Source organism: Streptomyces sp. NPDC017991 (assembly GCF_044328075.1).
GTDB lineage: Bacteria > Actinomycetota > Actinomycetes > Streptomycetales > Streptomycetaceae > Streptomyces.
The window spans coordinates 260,737-284,820 of record NZ_JBIRGP010000001.1 but is presented as its reverse complement, the minus strand read 5'-3'; the positions used below and the strand labels follow the sequence as shown (position 1 = coordinate 284,820).

Below are 24,084 nucleotides of genomic sequence, written 5' to 3'. Positions count from 1 at the left end.
GGGGATTCTCGTGGTCCTCTCTCCCTCGACCCACTGATCACTCGCTCACGGTCGTCCACCGGTCCATGGCCGGTGGCGGACGGCGGCGCGTGTCACAGTCGGCAGGCCCAGGTGCGGGGGAGGTCGTAGTGGTGCGCAGGCCGGTCGAGGGCGAAGTGCACGTGCACTACGGCCAGATCTATGTCGAGAGCGACCCGGACAGTTTCGGCCCGGGTCTGCCGGAGGCGTTCGCGGGTCAGACATCAGGGTTGTGCGGAGCCGCGATCCCCGGTGCGCTGGGGCTGTCGACCGGTTTGCACACGGGCTCTGTCGGCTTCTCCGTCGAAGTGCACGATGACGCCCCACCGGTGGATCCGGTGTGGGAGGAGGTCGTGGAGGTCTCCTTCCGTCCGGTGTCCGAGCGAAGCAGCCTTACGGAGTGGGCGGGGCAGGACAGTTGGGAGCTGGATCTGGCCGAGACCGACTACCGGGTGCGCTACTGCGGCCGGGGTATGGACCGGGCCCGGCAACTGGACACCCGACTGTCCGACGAGCCGCAGGTGGACTCCTACCTCCTGCAGTTGTGGCCCGCCCTGCCGGGCCCGGACCAGGTGATCCGGCAGACGGCGGAGACAGCCGCGTACTGGCACGACTACGCCCGACGGCAGCCGCCGCCTCCCACTCCCGAAGAGCGTGCCGAGGCCGCGCGCCAGGTGCGTGAGGCACAGGAGCAGGCCGAGCGGAAGCGGCTGCTCGCGGTCGAACAGTGGCGCTGGGGCGGCCGGTTGCCCAGCGAAGCGCTGCGTGCCGTGCGGGGCAATGTCCGCGGGCTGCTCGATTTCGACGCCGGCCTGGTACACACGCTGGATGCGGTGGGGCCCGAACGCCAGCGCGGTGTGGCGTTGTTGGCGGCTCGGCGCGCGTGCGCCGCGGCCGGTCTCGACGATCTGGACTGGGTCGCGGCGGCGCTCACGGCCCTTGCCGAGCGGCGTCCGCTGCCGCCGCCCTTCGACGACTTCGCACATGTGTGGGAGACCCTCCGCTGTGACCCACGTGTCCCCGACCGGACCGTCGGCCGAGCCATCCCTCCTGAGCGGCCTCCTTTCGATCCACCCGCGATCCCCGGAGCGCGCGTATCCGCAGCCGCACTTACCCCCGAGCCGCAGCCCGCGCAACGGCCCAAGGTGGCGGGCCCGGCGGCCACCGGGCCGCTTTCGCCGCTTCTGCCGGCCCCGCCCACCGACGGATCGGCCGAGTACGGCGTGCTGGTCACGATGGGTCCGCCGGATCCGGCCCTGCGGATGTCACAGCCACACATGGCGCTGCCCGCCGTGACCGGCGCGGCCGAAGCCGATCCGCTGCGGGCCGCCCTGGACGCGGTGTACGCGGCCGTGGTCACCTTCGGCGAGGACCATCAGACGCTGCTGGACGAGGTCCGCGCCGCGTGCGAAGGCCCATGAGGCAACGGAAGCCGCCGCCCCCGCGCATCGGCTCCCGAGGCGCGCGGACAGGCCTGTGTCGACACCTGGCGAGCATGGCATACGCATGCCCGGCTGGACGGGGGTTCCAGCCGGGCATGGGCTTGCGGGGGAGGGCCGGCGCGTCGCTGCGCGCTGGGCGACCCGCCTGTCAGTGGTGGCCGTGGGCAGAGCTCGATGCGCCGCCGAACAGCCGTGCCACGGCCCGGAATGGCAGGGTGACGACGGTGGCGATGGCTCCGCCGATGGAGCGAAGAACATCTGCGATGGCCTTCAACACGGTGGTCCTCCGTACTTCTGGGCGCGGTGCGCCGGGTCTGGCTTGCCGTTGTACGGCCGATCATCGAACGGGTGCCCGGTGATCGGTCGGGGAAACGGACCCCGCCCGCGGACACGCGGGCGTGCGTCGGCGCCGGACGAGTCGTGGGGCTGTGTTCCGCGCCGCGGGCTCCCGGGTCCCGAGCCGTAGCTGCCCGTCGAGGCCGGCCGGAGCCGCATCGCCGACTACGCGGCTCCGGCCTTCGTCCTCCAGGCGCGCCCGGAGAGGCAACTCCCGCCATCTCGCACCGCCGGGAGGGCGCCTCGCGCGAGGTCCGAGCCGGGGGGAATTCCTCGGTCCTCGCGCCGTCCGGCCGATGCCGCGCATCCGCGCGTCAGCGGTCGGCGACAACCAGCGTCCCACCCTGGGCGCGACATGTCCGCACACCGAACCGGCGCATTCGTCCGCGGGGCGCTCACCACGGCTTTCCCGCGAAAAATCTGCCCGTGGACACCCGTCTGTCGGTCACCGCTGTTCAGGCGCGGAGATCGTGTCGGCGAGCACCAGCAGGTCACCGTCGGCCACAGTCTCGGCGACGCTGTGTCCGAGTCGCAGCAGCAGCCCCGACACGGCGACCTTCACGATCACCCTTATGCTGTCGTCGCTCGAAGCGCAGCCGCCCCGCTCACGGGCCAGCGAGGCGAATTCGTCCGAGGCCGTCCAGCTGACCAGGGCGCCGGCCGCCACCTCGGTCACCCGCAGTCCCGGGACGCCGAGCTCCGCGTCGCTCAGTACTTGGAAGCCGGCCTGAACCAGGGCAAATCTCACTTGTGCAACGAGCTCCGTAGGTACATATGACACCGGACCCGGGTGCCCCCGAGGACGGAGATCATGCCTCCTCGTACGCCACCGAATTTCCATGGCGCCGAAAGCCACCGAAAGCCGCCGGATACGAGGCCTACCGCGCCGCCGCCCATGCCGGGAAGGTGAGAGCGTGCACCGCCCGTTCGAGGTCAGCACTGCTGCTCGTACTGGAGGTCGGCGTACCGCCGTGCGGCGATGTCCTCACGGGTGCCCACGATCAGGTTCATGGTGTAGACGTCGTAGTCGATCGCCTGCCCGGCCAGTTGTGCGAGGAGTACGAGGTCGCCCTCGTCCGGTGCCACGTCCCACGAGCGGGAGAAACCGCCGAGCTGCACGCAGACGCCCGGACGGGCCCCGCCGGAGGCCGCATCGAGGACGGCCTCCTCGAAAGCGTCCAGCGCGGCATCCTTTCCGCCGCCCTCCAGGAAGGCGCGGGTGGCGGGGGACTGCCGCCGGTCCTCGTCGAGGGTGAGTCCGGCCAGGGGGTACAGGGTTTGTGGTTCATAGACCTTGACCCGCATGGGCTCACCGTCGGATGCGTACGTCGCGGCGCGCTCGGTGGTGGGGGTGCCGGCAGGAACGTGCAGCACCACGGACGACTCCGGCGGGTACTCGATCTCGGTGAAGAGCAACAGGTGGCCGTCGGCGGGCAGTTCGATGTCCAGGACCCCGTGGGGCAGGGCCCCGCAGTCGACACTCAGCACCAGCGGCTCTTTCCCCTCCGGCCAGTCCATCCCCTCCGGCAATGAAGGGAGCCCGCCCGTTCGCGCGGCGGGGCGGACGTCCTCCTGCTGAGAGTGCGGCAGTTGCCCGTGCGGCACCAGATAGACGCACGGCCGGGACCGGGCCGTCAACTCCTGTGCGACGGGGCCGGGAACGCCGTACTCGGCAGCTGTCTCACGAACGAACTGCTCGTCGATCGATGTCATGTCCGCGATCGTGCCATCAGTCACGGACACGCCGCGAACCTCGGGCTGCTCTGGCCTCAGGCCGCCGAGCTGATCAGGAACTCCTGGTCCGCCGTCCCGTCGCAGGGCTCCACCGTGACGTCGGTTCCGGTCTCGGTGGAGCCGTCCTGCAGGCCCACGCAGCGACGGGTGCCCTCCAGCCGGAGGAGGTGGCGTGCGGGTCCGGGAGCCGGGTGTCCGTCTCCTCCTCGGCCCGTTGTCCGGCCTCCAGCCAGGCGGGCACGTCCGCCTCGGGAGCCCCGCAGGCGCGGACGTACGCCGCCGGTGTCCCGGGGCCCAGCAGGCGGGTCCCGCGAAGCAGGTCGCTGACCGTGCTGCGGGCCGGCAGTTCGCCCCGCTCCTGGGCCTGCCGACCATCCCGGGTCGCACGGGGCCGGCGGCACGGTCAGGGGCGTCGGCGTGACAGCCAGGCGGCGGCCAGGGCGCCGGAGATGTTGTGCCAGACGGAGAAGACGGCGGCGGGCAGTGCGGCCAGCGGGCTGAAGTGGGCGGTGGCCAGCGAAGCAGCCAGCCCCGAGTTCTGCATGCCGACCTCGAAGGCCATGGCGCGGCTCGCCGGCTCGCCCAACCTGGTGAGCCGTCCCGCGCCGTAGCCGAGTGCCAGTCCCAGACCGTTGTGGAGCACGACGGCGACGAACACCAGCAGCGCCGCCGACTTGATGGCGTCGGCGCTGCCCGCCACCACCACGGTCACGATCACACCGATGGTCACGGCGGACAGCCAGGGCAGCACCGGGAGGGCGCGTTGCACATGGCGGCTCGCCAGCAGCCGGACGGCGAGCCCCGCGAGCACCGGCAGCAGCACGGTCTTGAGGATGTCGACGACCATCGAGCCGGCGTCGACGGGCAGGTACTCGCCCGCCAGCAGCAGCGTCAGCGGCGGAGTGACCAGCGGGGCCACGAGGGTGGAGACGGTGGCCACGGAGACGGACAGCGCCACGTCACCGCGCGCCAGATACGTCACCACGTTGGAGGCGGTGCCGCTGGGGGCACAGCCGACGAGGATGACGCCCGCCGCGAGCTGCGGCGGAAGCTGCAGCAGGTGAGCGATGAGCCAGCCGAGTCCCGGCATGATGACGTAGTGCGCGACCAGCCCGAGGGCCACCGCCCAGGGCCGTCTGGCGACACCGCGGAAGTCCTGCGGGGTCATCGTGACGCCCATGCAGAACATCACCACGCCCAGCAGGTACGGCACCGACTCGCCCCAGCCGGCGAAGCTGCCCGGGAGCAGCAGCCCGGTGGCGCCCGCCGCGAGGACGAGGAGGGGGAAGATGGTGACGGCGCGGCGTGCGGAGCGGTCTCCCGCGGTGCCGTTGTCGGTCGCGTGCTGTTCGGGTCGTTCGGTACTCACCGTGAGAGACAACGCCTGGTCAGCGCCTTGACGCAAGCCTGTCTCGCGATGTGATCACCGGGCCCGGGCGCCCTCCCGCGACAAGTCCGGCAGGAAAGCGCCCGAGCGGTGCGTCAGCCGTGGTAGGTGATGTAGCCGTTGCCGTCGCGGTCGTTCGCGCGCTTGGTGTAGGAGTGGACGTCCGCCCTGGCGCCGCTGGGCTTGTACAGGTAGATGGTGTCCTTGTCGTTGTTCCAGATGAAGTTGCAGTTCTGGCGGTACACGACATTGCCGGCGTCGGAGTCGGTGGCACGTCCGCCGCGCAGCTTCACATAGTCACCGGGCTCCAGCTTGTGGCTCGCCGTGAAAGTGAACTTGTTCCCGGTGGCGTCCTTGACGACGTACCCCTTGAGGTTGACCGTCGCGGTGCGGGAGTAGTTCTTGATGGTCAGGTACTCGTTCTTCGTGTTCCCCCCGGAACAGCGGTTCGAGTCGGTCCCGGGTGCGTCGTACTGGACGCCCTTGACCTTCAGCGCGGACGAGTACTCGGCCGCCTGGGCGGTGCCCGTCGAAAGTGCGGCAAAGGTGCCGAGTGTGACAACTGCGGTCAGCGCACAGCGTATGCGCATGAGAAGACCCCCCTCAGTGGTGCGGATGAAGCTGTTGGAGCATACCTAATGTGAACTTAAGGCGTTCATTGTGTGCGAAATGTGGAGACGGATATTTCGACTGCCTTACGCAGCAGGGGAATGGCGGCCTCGTCGCGGCGTCCTCGTCCTCGACGTGCAGGTGGGTGGCGATGCCGAGCAGGGCGGACAGAACGATCCACCCGGCACGCCGTGCCCGCGTGCCCGCGGTCCTCGGACTCACGGTGCTGCGCGAACGGGTCACCCGAGCACAGGCGCTCGGTCCGATGAGCGCGGCCGTCGGCGGTCGTCCTGCTCGGTCTGGGGTGAGTGGTGACGACCGTCCACGGCCGCACCGCGAGGGCCCTCAGTCGACGGCGTAGCAGCGGATGACGATGTGGCCGTCCTCCTCGCGGGCGAGGCCGACGAAGACGGTCGCGGCGAGCCGGCGGTGGGCAGGAGCGTCGGTGCGAAAGACGGGTGAGGTCCGGAAGTAGGTCCCGGCCTCGGCCGTCCTCACGGTCCCGTCGTGTTGCTCCGGGCTGCCCGCGCCTTCGTGGTAGTAGCCGCGGTTGATGATGTCGATGACGGCTCCGTCGTCCGCCCGGATCAGATAACGGGCCTCCAACTCGCAGATGGGACCACGGGTGTTGGACCAGTCGCCGCCACCGGCGAGGACAGTGCCCTTCAGACGCGGTCCGTCGACGCTCCCGCCGGTGATGGGGGTGAACTCGGTGCGCTCGCCGTCTCCGTGGCCGATGTGCAGGCTCTGGGCGACCCGGGCGCGGATCTCGAACGCGTAGGTCAGGCTCGGGGCGGAGGTCATGACGCGGTTCCGTTCGTCGTGGTGCGGCGGGTGGGCTTCCAGCCCCGGCGGGGCACGGAGTCGAGGAGGGTGCGGGTGTAGGCGTCCCGGGGGTCGGTCAGCACCTGCTCGGCGGGGCCGCTCTCCACGGCGCGACCGCGGTGCATGACGACCACGTCGTCACAGATGTGCTGGACGACGCCCAGGTCGTGCGTGATGAACAGGTAGGCCACGCCGGTCTGTTCGCGGATCCGGCCCAGCAGGGTCAGGATCTGGGCCTGGACGGAGACGTCGAGCGCGGCGACGGCCTCGTCGAGGACGAGAACACGGGGGCGTACGGCCAACGCGCGGGCGATGGCGACACGTTGGCGCTGACCACCCGAAAGCGCGCGGGGGAGGGAAGCCGCCTGGCGTTCGTCCAGGCCCACCTGGTCGAGGTGCTCGGCCACCCGTTCCCGTAGCGCCTGCCCCTTCAAGTCCGTGTGCAGCGTGAGGACTTCCGCGATGCAGTCCTGGACGCGCTGACGGCGGTCGAGGGAGGCGTACGGATCCTGGAAGACCATCTGGATGCGGCGGGCATGGGATCTGCGTTCGGCGGCGCGGGCCCGACGGCCGGGAACGGCGTGGCCGCCGAGCCGGATCGTGCCGGCCGTCGGCCGCTCCAAACCGGCGATCATCCGCGCGGTGGTGGTCTTCCCGGACCCCGACTCGCCCACGACGGCCAGCGAACCGCCCGCCGCCAGGGTCAGCCCGATGTCGTGCACGGCCGTGAAGTCGCCGAACGTCTTGCGCAGTCCGGCCACTTCGAGCGCCGGGACGGGCGCCGGCACGGGCGCCTGCGCCTGCGCCTGCGGGTGCGGGTGCGGGGCCGAGTCAGCCATGCTGGGAACTCCTGTCACTCGTACCCGTACGGGTATCCGTGCTCGGGCCTGGGTCCGAGACGGTGTCGGACAGCGGGAAATGGCAGGCCGTGCGGCCGTCACCGGTGGGGCGCGGCTCGGGGCGTTCGACCGTGCACACCTCCGCCGCCGAGGGGCAGCGGGGCGCGAAGGCGCAGCCGGGACCGGCCTCGAAGGCCGACAGCGGGCGGCCCGCGATGGCACGCAGGGGCCGGGCGCCGGCGCCGGGTTCCGGACGGGAGGCCAACAGGGCCCTGGTGTACGGGTGATGGGCGTCGTCGTACAACTGCCCGGCGGGCAGGTCCTCCACCACCGTCCCCGCGTACATGACCGCGACGCGGTCGCACACGGCCGCCGCGAGCGCGAGGTCGTGGGTGATGAACAGCATCGCCAGCCCACGCTCGGCGCGCGCCTCGTCGATGATGGCCATGACCTCGGCCTGGGTGGTGACATCGAGCGCGGTGGTCGGCTCGTCGGCGAGCAGCAGCTTCGGCTCGGCGGCCAGCGCGGCGGCGATCATGACGCGTTGCAGCAGACCGCCGGAGAGTTCGGAAGGGTACTGGCGCAGCCGGCGAGAGGCGTCGGCGACACCCACGTCCTTCAGGAGGGCGGTGACAGTGGCCTCCGCGGCCCGGGGCCGGACAGCCCGGGTGGTGATCAGGCCCTCGGTGAGGAAGTCCCCGACGCTGCGGACGGGATTGATGTGCGCCCGCGGGTCCTGGAAGATCATGGCGACATCCCGGGTACGCAGGGTACGCAGCTGTGCCGGGCCCATGGCCGGGACCGAGGCGCCCCCGAAACGGATGTCACCGCTGGTGCGGGCGCCGTGCGGCAGCAACCGCAGCACGGACCGGGCCGTCATCGACTTGCCGGAACCGGACTCGCCGACCAGCCCCACGGCGGTACCGGCCGGGACGCTCAGACCGACGTGGTGGATGACGGGTCGGTGGCCGCCCCCGACGGGCAGGGTGACGCGCAGGTCCTCCAGTTCGAGGAGAGCGGGGGGCCGGGTCATCGCGGCTCTCCCAGGAGGCGCCGGGACACTCCGCTGCCGAGCAGGTTGCAGGCGATGACGAAGACGACGATCACCAGACCCGCGTACAGGGACTGTTCCGCGCTGCCCGCCAGGATGCCCGAGGATCCGTTCGCGACCATCAGCCCCCATTCCGCGGTGGGCGGCTGGGCGCCCAGCCCGATGAAGGAGAAGGCGGCGATGTCCAGGAGGGTGTACCCGAAGGACGTGACCACCTGCACGAGGACGAGGGGCAGGAGGTTGGGCAGCAGGTGGCGCAGGCAGATCCGCGGTCCCGACATGCCCAGCGTCCGCAGCGCGGAGATGTACGGAAGCCGGCGTTCGCGCTGGGCCGCGCTGCGCACGACACGGGCCACGTAGGGCAGATAGGCGAGGGACAGGGTCACCACCGCCACGGTCAGTCCGGCGCCGAACACGGCTGCCGCCACCACCGCGAGGACCAGACCGGGAAAGCCGAAGACGACGTCCAGCGCGGCGGACACGAGCCGGTCGTACCAGCCGCCGATCCAGGCGGCGCTGACGGCCAGCGCGGTGCCGACCGTACCCGCGGTCAGTGTCACCACCGCAGGGGCGAACAGGCTGGGCCGGGCCCCGTACATCAGTCGGGACAGGATGTCCCGGCCGGCGTCGTCGGTGCCGAGCCAGTGCGCGGCGGAACCCGGCTGGGACACGGCCGTCACGTCCACGGCGTCGGGATCGTACGGCGCGAGGAGCGGCGCGAAGAGGGCGGCCAGCACAGCCACCGCGACGACGGCGGAGGCGGCGATCAGCAAGCCGCGTCCCCGGGCCAGGGAGCGCAGCCGGCCCAGGTTCGTCCGGCCGCGTCCCGGCGCGGCGATCCGATACGTGCTCATGCGCGGGCCTCCAGGGAGACGCGGTGGTCGAGCGCGGCGGTGACCACGTCCACGAGGGTGTTGACGCTGACGAAGACGACGACGGTGATCAGAGCCAGTGCCTGGACCACCGCGAGATCCTGCTTGGCGGCGCTCTGGATGAGCAGAGCGCCGACTCCGTTGATCCCGAAGGCCTGTTCGACGATGGAGCAGCCGGCGATCAGACCGGCGACCGCGACGCCCGATACGGAGAAGATCGGCCCCGAGGCATTGCGGAGCACATGTCTGCGGATCACGAAACGCTCCGGGATACCGCGGCTCCGTGCGGTCTGGACATGCTCGGAGCCCAGTTCGGCGCGGACCGCGGACCGGGTCACCTGGGTGACGTAGGCGAGCCAGGAGGCGGCGAGCGCGAGGGCGGGCAGCGTGAGGTGTTCGATCCGTCCACCGAAGCCGGTGCCCGCGCCGTAGGCGGGGAACAGGTCCCAGCGTACGGACAGCCACCAGATCAACAGGACGGACATCACGAACGTGGGGACGGCCATGAGGACGGTGGTCAGTACGGTCACGAGGGTGTCGCTCCACCGGCCGCGCAGCGCCGCCAGGGTGCCGAGGAGCACACCCGGGACGATGATGAGCAGGGCCGCGTAGCCGATCAGGAAGGCGGTGGTGCCGATGCGGCTCCGCACCAGGTGCAGTACGGAGTCCTTGTAGGTGAGGGAGTCACCGGCGTCTCCGTGCAGGATCCCGGTCAGCCAGCGCCCGTAGCTCTGCGCGAAGGGATCGTCGAGGTGGTACTGACGGTGGATCTCCTCCAGCAGCCGCGGGCTGGGCGGCTTGCCGCCGCCGATCAGCAGGGTGGCGGGGTCGCCCGGCGAGATGAACAGCGCGCCGTAGATCGCGATGCTGGCCACCAGCGCGGTCACCACCAGCATCGCCGCACGACGGGCGACGAAGCGCCAGATCATGAGGTGGCCCCGCCCGTGTCCCCGCCGGTGGCACCGAGCTGCGCGGCCCACGGCATGTTGATGTACGCGAAGGACGCGGGCGCCCCGCTGAGCCGCTTGTTCAGGAACATCCGCTCGTAGGGGGCGGCGATGGGCACGATCGGCAGGTCCTCGGAGTACAGGGCCTGCGCCTGGGTGAACAGGCTCGCCGACTCCTCGGGGTCCAGGGCCGCCTGGGACCGGGTGAGCAGCGACGTCACCCGCTTGTTGTCGTAGTGGATCCAGTTCATCGGGGACGCGGGCGAGGTGAACATCTGCGCGTAGGAGAGGGGATCGGGGATCTCGACGTACCCGAGTGCCATCGTCGCGTCGAGGCCCTTGCGCAGCGACGCGTCGTAGAAGAGGCCCGACATCTGGGTGGGCTGGAGCTGCTTGATGACGATCTTCAGCCCGATCCTCTTGGCCGCCGCCTGCACGAAGGTGAGCGTCTGCAGGGACTGCTGGTCGCCCGCGGCCGTGGCCACCGTGACGGTTCGCCGCTTCGGGGCGGCCTGGTCGACCAGCTTCTTGGCCTGGTCGACGTCGACGTCCGGTACGGCGGGCAGCTCGTCGTAGCCCTTCGCGTAGACGTCCGCGGCCTCGCCGTTCTTCCAGACCAGGGACGGTATGAAGGTCTTGAGTTTCTGCGCGGCGCCGTCGAAGACGTTCTTGACCAGGGCGTCACGGTCCAGGACGAGGGAGAGCGCACGCGTCACGCGATGGTCGGCCAGCGGTGACGAGGGGCCCGTCGGTGAGATGAACACCGTCTGGGCGGAGGGCCCGTAGTAGAGGGTGCCCGCGTCCGACGAGCGCAGCGCCCTGGCGACGGTGGAGGGGATCTCGTAACTGCCGTCGATCTGCCCGGACAGCAGTGCGCTCGTCAGCGTCCCGTTGTCGGTGATGAACGCGAAGGTCAGCTTCTTCGCCCGGGGGCGCAGCGACGCGTCCCAGTAGTCCGCGTTGCGTACCGCGGTGATGGACTCGCCGGACTTCCAGCTCTTCAGCTCGAAGGGGCCGGTACACATCAGGCCGCCCTTGGCGGTGCCGTAGGAGGCGCCGGCCTTCTTGAGGTACGAGGCTTCGCCGACCGCTCCGAAACCGTTGGCCAGGTACTTGAGGAACAGTTCGTCCGGGGCCTTGAACCTGACGGTCACCTGGTGCTCGCCGGTCGCGGTGATCCCCGCGACGCTCGCCAGGACCTGGGTGTTGACGCTCTGGGTGGCCGGGTCGCCCTGCCGGGACAGACTGGCCACCACGTCCTTGGCCGTCATGGGCTTGCCGTCCCAGAACGTGACGTCCTTACGGAGGTCGAGTACGAGGGTCTTCGGGTCGGGGTGCTTCCAGGCGGTGGCCAGACCGGGGGCGAGGGTGTAGTCCGGCTTAAGCCGGATCAGCGGGTCGCAGAGGTTCGAGGTCACGGTGCTGGGGGAGTAGTCGCCGACCTTGGCCGGGTCGAGGGTGATCGGTTCACCCATCGGCAGGTTCCAGGTGACGTTGTCGAGCGCGCCGGAGGCCGCGGGCGTGGTCGAGGTCAGCTTGACGGCCCCGGTCGGGGCCGTGGAGGCGCCGTCGCCGGAGGAACAGCCGGTCAGTGCGAGGAGAGTGCCGACAGCGGTGGCGGCGAGGGCGGTTCTGGGAGCGTGCATGTCGGTGCTCCTGATGAGGGGAGTGCTGGGAGGGTGATGAGGTCCTTCGGGTGTGGGGGGCGCCGGGTGCGGGCGCGTCAGACCGCGTGTGTGCCGGTGCCGGTGTCGTTGCCATCGGTGTTGGCGTCGGTGGCGGCGAGCACGGTGACGGTCAGCCGGGTGACGGCGTCGGCGTACAGGGTCTGCGTGCTCGGCTTGGGTGCGAGCGTGGTCCAGGGGTTCTCGGTACTTCCCGACGACGGCAGGAACATGGGGTAGTCACTGCCGGCGACGGTCAGGGCCAGCCGGTGGCCGGGCCGCAGCCGGTAGCCGGTGTGGCCCAGCGCGACCGGGATCTCCGCGGGGGCCCGGAGCGTGCGGACGGACACCTGACCCCGGGCGATCATGTGCGCCTGTCCGTCGGGTGAGACGTCCAGGACCTTCGCGAAGACGTCGAACGTCTCGCCGGTGCCGGTGACACGCAGAACCAGGTCGATCGGTCCGACGAGATCGAGGGGGTCGGACAGGGCCGGAGTGCTGAAGACGAGTACGTCATCGCGGTCGGCGAGCTGTGCCTCGTCCGGGTAACTCTGCAGGAACGAGAAGGAGTTGGCGACCTGTGACGGGACGAGCGACTCGGGGTCGTAGACCCACTGCACGCTCTGTCCGTCGCCGTCGCCGTCGCCGTCGCCGTCGCCGTCACCTTCGTCCGGCTCGTCGCTGAGGGCACCCCCCGGCAACGGCCCGCGCGCACGGGCGGGTTCGGTCAGCCAGAAGGTGCGCTCGGTGCTGCCCGCGGGCGGCCATACCTCGGCCGTACGCCATCCCGCATGGCCCAGTTCCCAGGCCACCTTGGGCAGCGCGGACACCGGGCGGATGCCCTTGAGGAACACGTCGAAGAAGTCCAACGCGGGTCCCGCGTAGCCCGGCAGCATGCGGTCCAGGGCCGCTTCGTCGTGGGCGTGGTCGTCCGCGGGGGCGGCCGGGGCGAGACCGAGGTGGTAGTTCTCGTGGTCGATCGCTCCGGCCCACAGGTACTGGACGGCGTCCCAACCGGGTCGGGAGGCCAGCTCCAGGTAGTCCCGCATGTGCGGTACGGAGATGTTGTCGAACCAGCCGACACAGTGCAGCACCGGAACGGGCCGTGCGTCGAAGGGATGCCGCCCCAGCGCGGGCAGCAGGTTCGTGTAGCGGGGGGCGAGCAGGTCGAACCAGGCCGAGCGGGCACCCATCGCGCTGAACGCCCGCTCGTACTGCTCGATGACCGGGCGGACGGAGCGGTCGGGCGTGAAGTCGTAGACGGTGTTGTCGACCCAGTAGTGGGCGTAGTACTCGATGCCCTCCAGCCACACCGGTCTGCCGACGGGGGACGGGTCGTCGGGGTCGGACTGGGTGGTCCCGTTGAAGTCGACCGTGGTCACCCTGGGGACGACCGCGCGCAGCGCCGGGTGCTGCGCGGCGACGGCGGCCCACTGGGTGAAGCCGTAGTACGAGTCGCCGAACATGCCCACCACACCGTTCGACCAGGACTGATGGGTGATCCAGTCGATGGCGTCGTAGCCGTCCAGGGGTTCCCGGAGGAACGGCAGGGTCTGGCCGCCCGAGCGGAACTTGCCGCGCACGTCCTGGACGACCAGGGCGTAACCGCGTGCCGTGAACAGGGAGGCGATCCTGTCGAAGTAGACGTACCGGCTGTTCTTGTCGTAGGGCAGGCGGACCAGCACGGCGGGCAGTTCGGCGGTGCCGGAATCTGTACCGGGACCTGTACCGCAATCCGTACCGGAACCTGTGCCGGAGCCCGTGTCGGCGCCCTCCGGCAGGTAGACGTCCGTGGCCAGACGTACCCCGTCCCGCATGCGCACCCAGTGCTGTCGTGCGTGGTCCGGAACGGGTGCGGAGCCGGTCCGCTCGTAGCGAATGCTCATGAAAGATCTCCGGGAATCCAGATGCAACGCCGTTATGCAACAACGTTGTATGACAACATTGCAGCTCCACGTAAACGTGGTCAACCCATTGAGTTAAGGTCTGCGACATGCCGATCGAGGTAGACGAAGCCAGGCGGCTCGACGAGATCGCCGCCGCCACCATCCAGGTCGCCCGCGAGCGAGGTGTCCGCTCCGTCACCATCCGGGCCGTCGCCGCCCAGCTCGGCGGATCGACGGCCATGGTCACCAACTACGTCTCCAGCCGCTCCGCCCTCATGCTCAACGCCCTGCGCAAGGCGGAGGAGGAGTGGACCGAGGAGATGGAGGAAGTGCTCGAAGGTCATACGGGCCTGGACCGGCTGCGGGTCGCGACCCGATGGATGAGCACCACGCAGCATGACGACGAGGTGCTGCGCCGGCTGCTCATGGAGATCGCCAGCGCCGGTCCGGCCGCGGGTGAGGAGATCGAGGATCTGCGGCGCGTCACCTCCCGGCGCAACCGGGCGGAGCTGTCCGCCCTCGCCGCCCAGGCCGGTCTGCCCGACCCCGCCCTCAGTGCCGACATCCTGCATCTGCTGTTCCGTGGGTACTGGCTCTCCACCCTGGAGGACCCCGAGAGCTGGACGGCCGACCGGGGGTCCCAGGTGGCGCTGGCCGTCATCGACCTGCTCAGGGATGGCGTGCGCGAGGGTTGAGCGGGCCGGTCCCTGGCGGGCCGGGGGTTGACAACGCAGAGGGCGCCGCACAATCTGAGCGCTAAATAAAACGCCGTTGTACTACGTCGGTGTCCCTGCCCTCTCCCGCGCTGCCGTCCGCCCCGCCCCGCCCCGCTGTCCGCCCTGCCGTGGTGACGGCCGCGCCCTGTTCCCGAAGAGGTAGCCCATGGCATCAACCACCGCGCCGGACGAGCTGTGGCAGTGCACCGCCACCGAGCTCGCCGCCCGGATCCGCGCCCGTGACGTCTCGGCCGTCGAGGTCATGCGGTCCTGTCTCGGCCGGATCGAGGAGACCAACCCCGTACTGAACGCACTGGTCGACATCCGCCCCGGCGACGCACTCGCCGCGGCGGACCGGGCCGACCGAGCTGTCGCCGCAGGGGACGAACTGGGGCCCCTGCACGGCGTTCCCGTCTCCATCAAGATCAATACGGATCAGCGGGGCCATCCCACCAGCAACGGTGTCCGCGCGCTCGCACAGCGGCGGGCCGAGGGTGACGCGGCCTGTGTCTCCGCACTGCGCACCGCCGGAGCGGTGCCCGTCGGACGCAGCAACTCGCCCGCCTTCTCCTTCCGTTGGTTCTCCACCAACGACCTGTACGGCCGCACGCTCAACCCCTGGGACCACAGCCGGACGCCAGGCGGCTCCAGCGGTGGCGCCGCCAGCGGCCTCGCCGCCGGAATGACCCCGCTGGCCCAGGGCAACGACATCGGCGGATCCATCCGCTTCCCCGCCGCCTGCTGCGGTGTCGTCGGTCTGCGCCCCACCGTCGGGCTGGTCTCCGACTGGGCTCCGCCCGCGTACGCCGAAACGCCGGACGGGCCCGTCGAGTTGGACTTCCCGCCCACCGTGCACGCGATGGCGGTGCAGGGCCCGATGGCGCGTACCGTCGGAGACGTGCGGCTCGCGCTCGCGGCGATGAGTGTTCCGGACCTCAGGCACGCACACGGAATCCCCGCACTGCGCGGGCCGTCGGCCGGCGGCGGGGGCCGCCCGAAGGTCACCCTCGTCCGTGAGATCGGCACAGTGAAGAACCACCCGGCCGTCGACCGGGCCGTGGGGGAGGCCGCGGCCCGGCTCGCGGAGGCAGGGTACGAGGTCGAGGAGTCGGCGGACATGCCGCTGCTCGCCGAGGCCAGTCGGCTGTGGTCCCTGCTGATCACCGAGGACATCCGTCTCATCCGGCCGGTGGTGGCCCGGCTGGGGGACGACAGCATCCGTACCGCGCTGGACAACCACTTCGCGGCTGCCGCCGAACTGTGGGGTGAGCGGCCCGAGTTGGAGGCGTACATCAACGGCTGGGCCCGCCGCGCGACGCTCATCACGCGCCTTCAGGAGATGCTGGGCTCCGGGCGGCTGCTCCTCACACCGGTCTGCGCCGAACCCGCCTTCGAGCAGGACGCGGACATCACCGAACCCGGCCGGGCCCGTGACCTGTTCACCGCGATGTGGCCGATGACCGCGGTCCCCGTGCTCGGCTTCCCCGCGGTCACCGTCCCGGTGACCGTCAGCGACGGCCTGCCCATCGGTGCTCAGCTGATCGGCGGCCGTTTCGAGGAGCACCTCGTCCTCGACGCGGCGGAGGTGATCGAGGCCAGGTCCGTCGGCGTGACGCTGTGGAGCTGAGGTGAGGTGAACTGCGCTGGGCTGCGGCGGCCGTCGGCCGAGTTGCTCGGCCGGTCCTGTGCCCGGCCGGCGCTGAACCGCGCTCGGCCCCGATGCGGGACGAACGGACAGCCCGTGATCGGCCGCCTCACCGTACGGGCGGGCCGGTGGGTCCCGTGGGGAACTCCTGGACGCCGAGCACTCGCAGCAGGTCCAGCCGCTCGCGGGCCTCGGCGTCCGCCGGTGTGAGCACCAGCAGTTGCTGGCCCTGATCGGGAGTGACCAGGGTCTCGCAGTCCATCGTCAGTCGGCCCACCCTCGGGTGCAGGAAGGTCTTGCGGTCGGTGCGCCGGACCGCCACCTCGTGCTCGGTCCACAGCCGGCGGAAGTCGGCGCTCGCGGCCTGCAACCGTTCGACGAGACCGGCGACCGCGGTGTCGCCCGACCGGCGGCCGACCGCCGCGCGCAGGTCCGCCACGAGCCGGCGGCCGTGATTCTCCTGCTCCTCGGGCGGGCAGACGGCACGGGCGGCGGGATCGGTGAACCAGCGGTACACGACGTAACGCCGGTCGCCCGAGATGTCGGTGAGGTCGCCCATGAGCAGGAGGGCGGCCCGGTTCTGGGCGAGGATCTCGCCCAGGTCGGACAGCACCAGGGCCGGGGTGTCACCGAGCAGGTCGAGCATACGGATCAGGCCCGCACGGGCCAGCCGGGCCACCCCCTCGGCGGGCGGGGGCCGATGGCCTGCCAGGTGGAAGAGGTGGTCGCGCTCGTCGTCGGAGAGCCGCAGCGCCCGGGCCAGCGCGCCCAGCAGCTGCGTCGACGGCTGACTGCTGCGGCCCTGTTCGAGGCGTACGACGTAGTCCACCGACATGCCGGCGAGCATGGCCACCTCTTCCCGGCGCAGACCGGCGGTGCGGCGGCGAGGGCCGTCGGTGATGCCGACCTCGGCCGGGCGGATCGACTCCCGTCGGCGGCGCAGGAAGTCCGCGAGCTGATCACGTTCCATGCGGTCATGGTCCCTCGCGCGGGCGGGCCCAGCCAGGGAGCGGCGCTCCCATGATGAACGCTCCGCTCCCGTACGCGGCTGCCCGGACCCACAGTGGGTGGCGGACCGACGACGAGGGAGAACGCGATGACGACGGAGAACGCGATGACGAGGGGAAACACCATGAGGGCACGAACCCTGGGCAGCACCGGCCCGGCCGTCTCCGCGCTGGGCCTGGGCGCGATGGGGATGTCCGGCGCCTACGGTGCGGCCGACCGCGCCGAGAGCATCGCCACCGTGCACGCCGCGCTGGAGGCCGGAGTCACGTTGTTCGACACCGCCGATTTCTACGCGATGGGCCACAACGAGCTGCTGCTCGCCGAGGCGCTGCGGGGCCGGGACCGGGACAGCTACCAACTGAGCGTCAAGTTCGGCATGCTGCGGGGGCCGGGCCCCGGGTTCGGCGGGCACGACGGCCGTCCCGAGGCGGTGAAGAACTTCCTGGCCTACTCACTGACCCGGCTGGGCACCGACCACATCGACGTCTACCGTCCGGCCCGGCTGGACCCGGACGTGCCCATCGAGGAGACGGTGGGCGCGATCAAGGACATGATCGACGCCGGACACGTACGGCACCTCGGTCTCTCGGAGGTCGACGCCGCGACGGTCCGCCGGGCACACGCCGTGCATCCGGTCGCGGACCTGCAGATCGAGTACTCGCTGATCTCCCGCGCGGTGGAGGCGGACGTCCTCCCCGCGCTCCGGGAACTCGGCATCGGGCTGACCGCGTACGGCGTGCTCAGCCGCGGCCTCATCTCCGGGCACTGGTCCGCCGGCCGTGCCGCGGGTCCCGGTGATGCCCGCGGCTTCAGTCCGCGGTTCTCCGGCGGCAATGTGGAGCACAACCTCACCCTCGTGGAGGCGCTGCGCCGGGTCGCCGGCGCGAAGGGGTGCACCGTCGCCCAGCTGGCGATCGCCTGGGTGGCCGCACAGGGCGAGGACATCGTGCCGCTGGTCGGCGTCCGCACCCGGGAGCGGCTGGCCGAGGCGCTGCCCGCCCTGGAGGTGGACCTCACCGCGCACGACCTGGCCGAGATCGAGAAGGCGGTGCCGCCGGGGGCGGCACGAGGTGACCGGTACCCCTCCGCGTTCATGTCCGGCCTCGGTGTGGGGAACTGACTCCCGGAAGGCCGGCGGTCCGGCGGGTGACCTCGACCAGGCCGTCGCCCCGGTTGTGCCCAGCAGGTCGGCGAGCAGCGCGTTGTGGGTGGTGGCCACTGCCGAACATGAGGGGCCCGGGCGTGGGCACCTGTGGTCGGACCGATGCGCTGATCGGGTGTCAGGCAGCGCGGGTCAGGGCCTAGAGGTGTCAGCTCGCAGGACCGTGTGGGTGGCGCCGCCGCTGAGAGGCGTGGAGCGGCCCCGTTGCCGGTAGGAAAGGTGCGCGGCACTTCCCGTGCCGCCGCCACGGTCCCCGGACGGACCGCCCCGCCGTCACCCGCATCCCGCCATTCGCATCCCGCCTCCTGCACGAAAGGATCTCCCCCATGCGCGTTTCGTTGATCACGAAGGCCGCGTCCCTGCTCGGTGCTGTCGCTCTGGCCGGCGGAGGACCGCTGTTCTCCGGCACCGCACGGGCCGACGAAGGGCGCACGTTCGACTGCCAGATGGTCTACGTCTTCGGCAACGGTTCTCGCGTGGAGGGGTACGACTGCGGGGAGCCGCTCACCTACGACGGGCCCGGCAAGGTCCGGTACTTCAACGGTTCCAGCGGCTGGACGTGCACGAACATCAGCGTGCGGCCCGAGGCGGGCACCGAAGCGTTGTCGGTGCTCAAGGCGACGGGCTGCACATCGGACAACTATCCCGGCAGCACCCTTTCCTGACCCGGGCATGCCGGCCGTAGGGGGGTCAGTGACTGCTCCGGGTCGGCCGCGAGGCAGTCCGCGCGGCGCGGTGCGGATCATGGTCGTTGTTCCCTGGTGGTAGGCGGGTTCGCGGTGTAGCGTCATCCCCAGATGTCGTGGTTCGCAGTACCTGCCCGCGCTCCGGTGCGGGCATTTTGCTGTGCAGTGCAGGACCAGGGCGATCACCTCCGGGCTCACGCGGTGTGGGTCCGATATCGACTGGAAGGCACCAGCATGGCCAAGGGAACTGTCAAGTGGTTCAACGCCGAGAAGGGCTTCGGTTTCATCGAGCAGGAGGGTGGCGGCCCGGACGTCTTCGCCCACTACTCGAACATCAACGCCTCCGGCTTCCGTGAGCTCCAGGAGGGCCAGGTCGTGAACTTCGACGTCACGCAGGGCCAGAAGGGCCCGCAGGCGGAGAACATCACGCCCGCCTGATCTCGCGGTCAGACGTCGGTGGCCCCCGGAACATGTGTTCCGGGGGCCACCGTGTTTGCCTGAAGCCTCCTGGCATGCGCCGTGGCGACGCCGCCGGTAAGTTCACTGCCTCAGTCAGTCGAAGAGGATGTCCAGCACGAGGCCGACAAGACCGCCGACCTCCTCGGCCCGGTCGCGGTCGTCGGACGACTGCGACCGGCCGTCCTTGCAGAATCGGCCCGTCTGCCCGGAGGAGTCGTGGGGGAAGAGCAGACGGCAGTCGGCCACCGGAGCGGCGCTCGGGGCGGCGGCCTGAGCCGTGGGAACGGTCGCGAAGACAGCTCCGGTCATGCAGAGAATGGTGAGTGAGGCGCGCGCGATCATGCGCATGGACTTCCCCTTTGCGGAGTGGAAGAGGCACCGATGGCCTCTGACCTCGCGATCTTCGCCGCTGTCGCAGACCGGTCGTGCTGTCCACGCCGGGTCCCCGCCCGCTGTCACCCGGTTCGCTTACGAGCCGAACGGCCTGTTCAGGCATTGTCTGAAGCGCTGCTGGACGCGTATGACCCGGCAGGCGCGGAGGCGCGAGGCGGGCCGCGGGGCAGGTGTCAGCGCTCCATGATGCGCATCTGGGTTTCGTTGTGGGTGTCACCGGCGGCCGGCGGAAGGCCGGTGAGGCGGGCGAGTTGATCGCCCGTCAGGCGGAGGGCGTCGGCGGCGGTGTTCTCCTCGACGCGGGCCACCCGTCGGGTGCCGGGGATGGGCGCGATGTCGTCGCCCTGCGCCAGCAGCCAGGCAAGGGCGACCTGGGCCGGGGTGACACCGATCTGTACGGCGACGGCGGCGACCTGGTCGGCCAGACGCAGGTTGTGCTGGAAGTTCTCGTCGGTGAACCGGGGGTTGTCCGCACGGAAGTCGGTGGGGTCGAACTGGTCGGTGGAGCGGATCGTGCCGGTCAGGAAGCCGCGCCCGAGAGGGGAGAAGGGGACGAAGCCGATGTTCAGTTCGCGCAGCACGGGCAGCACACGGGCCTCGGGGTCACGGGTGAACAGCGAGTACTCGGACTGGACAGCGGTGACCGGGTGCACGGCGTGGGCGCGGCGGATGGTGTCGGGACCGGCTTCGGAGAGGCCGATGTGCCTGATCTTGCCCTCGGTGACCAGCTCAGCCAGACAACCGACGGTGTCCTCGATCGGGGTGCCGGCGTCGACGCGGTGCTGGTAGTACAGGTCGATGTGATCGGTGCCCAGACGCTTGAGCGACCCTTCGACGGCGGCGCGGACGTTCTCCGGGCTGCTGTCCGTGGGCCCTGGACGACCGGTGTGGGAAATCAGACCGAACTTGGTCGCCAGCACGACCTGGTCCCGGCGCCCCTTCAGGGCGCGGCCGACCAGTTCCTCGTTGCTGTACGGGCCGTAGACCTCGGCGGTGTCGATGAAGGTGACGCCCAGTTCCAGTGCGCGGTGGATGGTGCGGACGGACTCCGCGTCGTCGGCACCGGCGCCGGTGTAGCCGTGGGACATGCCCATCGCACCCAGACCGATACGGGCAACATCCAGGTCGCGCAGTTCGATGTGCTTCATCACTGTTCCTCTTCTCATGGTCCGCCGACGCGCCGACGTCCATTCTCCGGCAGGGCGCCCCCACATGCCCCTTCACCTGCGGATGCGGTGGCTCCTGCCGGACCGGGTCACCTTGCGGAGTCCAGGCGTCGGCGCTGATCGGTGGTCAGGTCCAGTGTCACCCCCGCGAACGCCTCGTCCAGTTGCTCGACCGTGCTCACACCGACGATCGGCGTGACAGCAGGGTTCCCTCCGGTCAGCCATGCCAGTACCACCCGGTTGCGGTTCGTGCCGGTCTCGGCGGCGATCTCGTCGAGCACCGTGAGGCGTCGGACGGTGCCGGGGTGGTCGTACTCCGCGGGCAGGGGCTTGTCCGTGCGGGTGTAGCGCCCGCCCAGCAGCGGCGTGTACGCCCACAGGGCCATGTCCGGGTGCTGCTCCAGGTAGTGCAGCACCTCATCGGTGACCGCGCCGAACCGGTGCACCACGGAGGGCCGGGTCGCGGGGCGCGGTTGCAGGTACGTGTGGTGCTGCTGCACCGCGGTGAAGCCGGCACCGCCGTTCGCCCGCGCGAGCTGCCGGGCCCGCTCGACCTGCCAGACAGGGTAGTTGGAGCAGCCGAGCCGACCGACCGTACCCGCGGACACGAGCTCGTCGAAGGCGGCCACCGTCTCCTCCAGTGGTGTGGCCGGGTCGGGCTTGTGGGCCCAGTACAGCTCGACGTGATCCGTACCCAGCCGTCGGAGACTGCCCTCGATCCCGCTCTTGACGGCCCCGGCCGCGAGACCTTCGGCCGTCTCCGGGAACCGTCCGGCCAGGGTCGGCTCGCAGCCCACCTTGGTGCTGATCCTGACGCGGTCGCGGACACCCGGGCGGCTCGCCAGCCAGTGGCCGAGCAGCGACTCGCTCTGCCCGCCGAATCCACTCGGATCCGCCCAGAACGAGTAGCAGTTGGCGGTGTCGATCCAGACACCTCCGGCGTCCACGAAACGGTCGAGGAGCGTGAACGACTGTCGCTCGTCCGTGGTGGTCCCGAACAGCATGGCCCCGAGGACCAGATTCTCCATCATGTCCCCGACGCTAGGCGGATTCGGATCGGCGGTACGCTCCAATCCTGTGACCGTTTCTCAGACCAATCTCGCGTGGGCGACCCTCCTGGACGTCGGACCCGCGGACGGCGGGGGACGCCGTCTGCACGATCGGCTGGCTCGCGCGCTGCGCACCGCGATCCGGGACGGCCGACTGGCGGAGGGCGCCGCCGTGCCCCCGAGCCGCGCGCTCGCGGAGGAACTCGGCTGTTCACGCTGGGTCGTGACGGAGGCGTACGGGCAGCTCGTCGCGGAGGGATACCTCTGCGCCCGGGTGGGCTCCGCCACGCGTGTCTCGTGGTCGCCCGACACCGCGCCGCCGCGCTCTCGCGCGCCGCGCGCACCCGCACAGCCACCGATCCGGTACGACCTCGCGCCCGGCCTGCCCGATCTGCGGGCGTTTCCCCGCCGTCGCTGGGCGGACGCCGTCCGGGCGGTCACCGGCTCGGCCGTCCACTACGACCTCGGCCTGCCCGACCCCGCCGGACACGCGGAGCTGCGTACCACCGTCGCGCAGTACCTGCGGCGCTCGCGCGGCGCGGACACACACGACGGGTCCGTGTCGGTGTGCGCGAGCGTCACCGACGGTCTGGTACGCACCTGCCGGGCCCTGCGCGCGGAGGGTATCGCCGACCTGGCCGTGGAGGACCCGGGCTGGGGGCGGTTGCGGGACGCCGCAACGAGCGCCGGTCTGCGCGTACACCCGGTGCCCGTGGACCACGACGGCCTCCGTGTCGCCGACCTCGCGCGTACGCCGGCCCGGGCCGTCGTCGTCGGCGCGGCGCACCAGTTCCCCACCGGGACGGTGCTGTCCCCGGCACGCAGGGCACGTCTGGTGCGCTGGGCCCGCGAGGTGGACGGGTTCGTCGTCGAAGACGACTACGACGCCGAGTTCCGCTACGACCGCCGTCCGGTCGCCGTCATGCAGGGGATGGACCCGAGCCGGGTCTTCCTTCTCGGCTCGGTCAGCAAGACGCTGTCGCCCGCCCTCGGCCTGGGCTGGTTGATCGCGCCCGCCGCGATGACCCCGGTACTCCGGGCGGCGAACCTCGTCGCCGCCGCGCCGCCCGTGCTCGACCAGCTTGCGCTCGCCACCTTCATCGACCGCGGATGGTACGACGCCCATCTGCGCGCGGCGCGGCGGCGGTTCCGGAGCCGCCGCGACCTGCTGGTTCGGACACTCGGCGAACAGGTGCCGCAGGGCCGGGTCGCCGGGACCGCCGCCGGGCTGCACATCCTGCTGCACCTGCCGGACGACACCGACACCCGCGGGGCGGTCCGGGCGGCCACCGCCGTGGGACTGCGGCTGTCGGACCTCGACGACTACCGCACGAACCGGCCGGTGGAACGGGCGCTCGTCCTCGGGTACGGCAACATCGGCGACACGGAGATTCCGCCGGCCGTCACGCTCCTGCGCGAAGCGCTGCGTACACCTACGGCATCGCGTGGGGGCGCAGGACCATGAGCGGGTCGTCCGAGACCGCCACCATGGCGAAGGGGAACCGGTCGAGTTCAAGACAGAGCGCGACGTCGTCAGGATGGACTCCCTGACGTATGCCCTGCGCCAGTTCGACGGCGGCGCGCGAGGCGGCAGCGCGGCGGAGGAACTCCGCGGCGTCCGCCCCGGTCCCGGTGGCCCGCCGGGCGATGTACTGAGCACACGCCAGGTCCTCGTCGGCCCGCCCGTCCTCGCCGGTGACCACGAACGTGACATCGGGAACGTTGTGCGTGCGCAGGAACTGAGCCGTTGCCTCCGCCACCACGAAGCCGGCGCACAGCACCAGCCGCGCCCCCTTGACCGCGAGGGCGCCTACCGTCCCTGCCGTGGTCTTCTGCACGACGGTCCGGCCGGTGAGGTCGACGGACCGCAGCAGCCCGGGCGAGTTCACGGCGTCGAACCCGGGCGCGGGCGGGCCGTCCTTGAGCGCCACCCAGTCCGGGTGACGAGCCTTGAGCGCCAGGGCCTCGTCCGGCGACTCGGCGAGAACGATCTTTTCCGCACCCTGGGCGAAAGCCCAGGCGGCCACGGTGTAGGCACGCATGACGTCGACCACGACCGCCACGGACGGGGTCTCGGCCAGATCCGCGATGCCGGAGAAACGAGTGTCCATTCCGAGCATGATCGTGCACGCCCGCCCCGGAGCCCCCGCAGAGTGAGGGGCTTCACACCGACGGTCCGGGGCGCTGTCA

25 protein-coding genes are annotated in these 24,084 nt (G+C 70.9%); 7 read left to right on the top strand and 18 right to left on the bottom strand.

Annotation, left to right across the window (positions count from 1 at the left end):
* Window positions 1-128 precede the first annotated feature (128 nt).
* Window positions 129-1,439, top strand: a complete 1,311-nt coding sequence (locus ACH4DZ_RS01170; protein ID WP_398284785.1) for a hypothetical protein — start codon at window positions 129-131, stop codon at window positions 1,437-1,439.
* A 169-nt stretch (window positions 1,440-1,608) separates the two neighbouring features.
* Here the strand turns inward: ACH4DZ_RS01170 and ACH4DZ_RS01165 are convergent, their stop codons facing one another.
* The 13 genes from ACH4DZ_RS01165 to ACH4DZ_RS01105 all read right to left on the bottom strand — a co-directional run bounded on the left by ACH4DZ_RS01165 (window position 1,609) and on the right by ACH4DZ_RS01105 (window position 13,610).
* Window positions 1,609-1,737: an LPFR motif small protein gene (locus ACH4DZ_RS01165; protein WP_263973004.1), complete on the bottom strand. Its 129-nt coding sequence runs from the start codon at window positions 1,735-1,737 to the stop codon at window positions 1,609-1,611.
* A gap of 504 nt (window positions 1,738-2,241) precedes the next feature.
* On the bottom strand, window positions 2,242-2,544 hold the full coding sequence (locus ACH4DZ_RS01160; RefSeq protein WP_398284784.1) for a hypothetical protein: 303 nt from the start codon (window positions 2,542-2,544) through the stop codon (window positions 2,242-2,244).
* 185 nt (window positions 2,545-2,729) lie between these two features.
* Window positions 2,730-3,509 (bottom strand): DUF1963 domain-containing protein, encoded by a 780-nt coding sequence (locus ACH4DZ_RS01155; RefSeq protein ID WP_398284783.1) that lies wholly within the window; start codon window positions 3,507-3,509, stop codon window positions 2,730-2,732.
* Window positions 3,510-3,565: 56 nt separating this feature from the next.
* Window positions 3,566-3,667: an RICIN domain-containing protein gene (locus ACH4DZ_RS01150; protein WP_398284782.1), complete on the bottom strand. Its 102-nt coding sequence runs from the start codon at window positions 3,665-3,667 to the stop codon at window positions 3,566-3,568.
* Window positions 3,668-3,933: 266 nt separating this feature from the next.
* The gene (locus ACH4DZ_RS01145; RefSeq protein WP_398284780.1) at window positions 3,934-4,899 is read right to left on the bottom strand and encodes a bile acid:sodium symporter family protein; all 966 of its coding nucleotides are present in this window, start codon (window positions 4,897-4,899) and stop codon (window positions 3,934-3,936) included.
* 113 nt (window positions 4,900-5,012) lie between these two features.
* On the bottom strand, window positions 5,013-5,507 hold the full coding sequence (locus tag ACH4DZ_RS01140) for a lamin tail domain-containing protein (protein WP_398284779.1): 495 nt from the start codon (window positions 5,505-5,507) through the stop codon (window positions 5,013-5,015).
* A 364-nt stretch (window positions 5,508-5,871) separates the two neighbouring features.
* On the bottom strand, window positions 5,872-6,330 hold the full coding sequence (locus ACH4DZ_RS01135; protein ID WP_398284778.1) for a DUF3237 domain-containing protein: 459 nt from the start codon (window positions 6,328-6,330) through the stop codon (window positions 5,872-5,874).
* Window positions 6,327-7,190, bottom strand: a complete 864-nt coding sequence (locus tag ACH4DZ_RS01130; RefSeq protein WP_398284777.1) for an ABC transporter ATP-binding protein — start codon at window positions 7,188-7,190, stop codon at window positions 6,327-6,329. Before ACH4DZ_RS01130 ends, ACH4DZ_RS01135 begins: the two co-directional genes overlap by 4 nt.
* Window positions 7,183-8,223, bottom strand: coding sequence for an ABC transporter ATP-binding protein (locus ACH4DZ_RS01125; RefSeq protein ID WP_398284776.1), 1,041 nt, complete (start codon window positions 8,221-8,223; stop codon window positions 7,183-7,185). Before ACH4DZ_RS01125 ends, ACH4DZ_RS01130 begins: the two co-directional genes overlap by 8 nt.
* Entirely contained in the window at window positions 8,220-9,095 is an 876-nt protein-coding gene (locus ACH4DZ_RS01120; protein ID WP_398284775.1) for an ABC transporter permease, read from the bottom strand. The genes ACH4DZ_RS01125 and ACH4DZ_RS01120 overlap by 4 nt, the downstream gene beginning before the upstream one ends.
* On the bottom strand, window positions 9,092-10,042 hold the full coding sequence (locus ACH4DZ_RS01115; RefSeq protein WP_398284773.1) for an ABC transporter permease: 951 nt from the start codon (window positions 10,040-10,042) through the stop codon (window positions 9,092-9,094). Before ACH4DZ_RS01115 ends, ACH4DZ_RS01120 begins: the two co-directional genes overlap by 4 nt.
* Window positions 10,039-11,706, bottom strand: coding sequence for an ABC transporter substrate-binding protein (locus tag ACH4DZ_RS01110; RefSeq protein ID WP_398284772.1), 1,668 nt, complete (start codon window positions 11,704-11,706; stop codon window positions 10,039-10,041). The genes ACH4DZ_RS01115 and ACH4DZ_RS01110 overlap by 4 nt, the downstream gene beginning before the upstream one ends.
* 77 nt (window positions 11,707-11,783) lie before the next feature.
* On the bottom strand, window positions 11,784-13,610 hold the full coding sequence (locus tag ACH4DZ_RS01105) for a CocE/NonD family hydrolase (RefSeq protein WP_398284771.1): 1,827 nt from the start codon (window positions 13,608-13,610) through the stop codon (window positions 11,784-11,786).
* Window positions 13,611-13,717: 107 nt separating this feature from the next.
* On the opposite strand from ACH4DZ_RS01105, the gene ACH4DZ_RS01100 reads away from it, so the two are divergent.
* Entirely contained in the window at window positions 13,718-14,305 is a 588-nt protein-coding gene (locus tag ACH4DZ_RS01100; RefSeq protein ID WP_398284770.1) for a TetR/AcrR family transcriptional regulator, read from the top strand.
* Window positions 14,306-14,492: 187 nt separating this feature from the next.
* Window positions 14,493-15,953, top strand: coding sequence for an amidase (locus tag ACH4DZ_RS01095; protein WP_398284769.1), 1,461 nt, complete (start codon window positions 14,493-14,495; stop codon window positions 15,951-15,953).
* A gap of 127 nt (window positions 15,954-16,080) precedes the next feature.
* On the opposite strand, the gene ACH4DZ_RS01090 is transcribed toward ACH4DZ_RS01095, so the two are convergent.
* Complete coding sequence (locus ACH4DZ_RS01090; RefSeq protein WP_398284768.1) at window positions 16,081-16,941, bottom strand: helix-turn-helix transcriptional regulator; 861 nt, start codon at window positions 16,939-16,941, stop codon at window positions 16,081-16,083.
* 162 nt (window positions 16,942-17,103) lie between these two features.
* Here ACH4DZ_RS01090 and ACH4DZ_RS01085 point away from each other — a divergent pair, with 162 nt between their 5' ends.
* The 3 genes from ACH4DZ_RS01085 to ACH4DZ_RS01075 all read left to right on the top strand — a co-directional run bounded on the left by ACH4DZ_RS01085 (window position 17,104) and on the right by ACH4DZ_RS01075 (window position 19,265).
* A complete protein-coding gene (locus tag ACH4DZ_RS01085; protein ID WP_398284767.1) occupies window positions 17,104-18,099 on the top strand; it encodes an aldo/keto reductase in 996 nt (331 codons plus the stop codon).
* A 368-nt stretch (window positions 18,100-18,467) separates the two neighbouring features.
* Window positions 18,468-18,806, top strand: a complete 339-nt coding sequence (locus ACH4DZ_RS01080) for a hypothetical protein (RefSeq protein WP_398284766.1) — start codon at window positions 18,468-18,470, stop codon at window positions 18,804-18,806.
* 255 nt (window positions 18,807-19,061) lie between these two features.
* A complete protein-coding gene (locus ACH4DZ_RS01075; RefSeq protein ID WP_107014587.1) occupies window positions 19,062-19,265 on the top strand; it encodes a cold-shock protein in 204 nt (67 codons plus the stop codon).
* A gap of 114 nt (window positions 19,266-19,379) precedes the next feature.
* On the opposite strand, the gene ACH4DZ_RS01070 is transcribed toward ACH4DZ_RS01075, so the two are convergent.
* The 3 genes from ACH4DZ_RS01070 to ACH4DZ_RS01060 all read right to left on the bottom strand — a co-directional run bounded on the left by ACH4DZ_RS01070 (window position 19,380) and on the right by ACH4DZ_RS01060 (window position 21,876).
* The gene (locus ACH4DZ_RS01070; protein WP_398284765.1) at window positions 19,380-19,595 is read right to left on the bottom strand and encodes a hypothetical protein; all 216 of its coding nucleotides are present in this window, start codon (window positions 19,593-19,595) and stop codon (window positions 19,380-19,382) included.
* 257 nt (window positions 19,596-19,852) lie between these two features.
* On the bottom strand, window positions 19,853-20,827 hold the full coding sequence (locus tag ACH4DZ_RS01065; RefSeq protein WP_398284764.1) for an aldo/keto reductase: 975 nt from the start codon (window positions 20,825-20,827) through the stop codon (window positions 19,853-19,855).
* Window positions 20,828-20,934: 107 nt separating this feature from the next.
* Window positions 20,935-21,876, bottom strand: coding sequence for an aldo/keto reductase (locus tag ACH4DZ_RS01060; protein WP_398284763.1), 942 nt, complete (start codon window positions 21,874-21,876; stop codon window positions 20,935-20,937).
* A gap of 46 nt (window positions 21,877-21,922) precedes the next feature.
* Here ACH4DZ_RS01060 and ACH4DZ_RS01055 point away from each other — a divergent pair, with 46 nt between their 5' ends.
* Complete coding sequence (locus ACH4DZ_RS01055) at window positions 21,923-23,359, top strand: PLP-dependent aminotransferase family protein (protein WP_398284762.1); 1,437 nt, start codon at window positions 21,923-21,925, stop codon at window positions 23,357-23,359.
* Here the strand turns inward: ACH4DZ_RS01055 and ACH4DZ_RS01050 are convergent.
* Window positions 23,328-24,005 (bottom strand): 2-phosphosulfolactate phosphatase, encoded by a 678-nt coding sequence (locus ACH4DZ_RS01050; protein WP_398284761.1) that lies wholly within the window; start codon window positions 24,003-24,005, stop codon window positions 23,328-23,330. The two genes, ACH4DZ_RS01055 and ACH4DZ_RS01050, sit on opposite strands and share 32 nt — an antisense overlap.
* Window positions 24,006-24,084 lie beyond the last annotated feature (79 nt).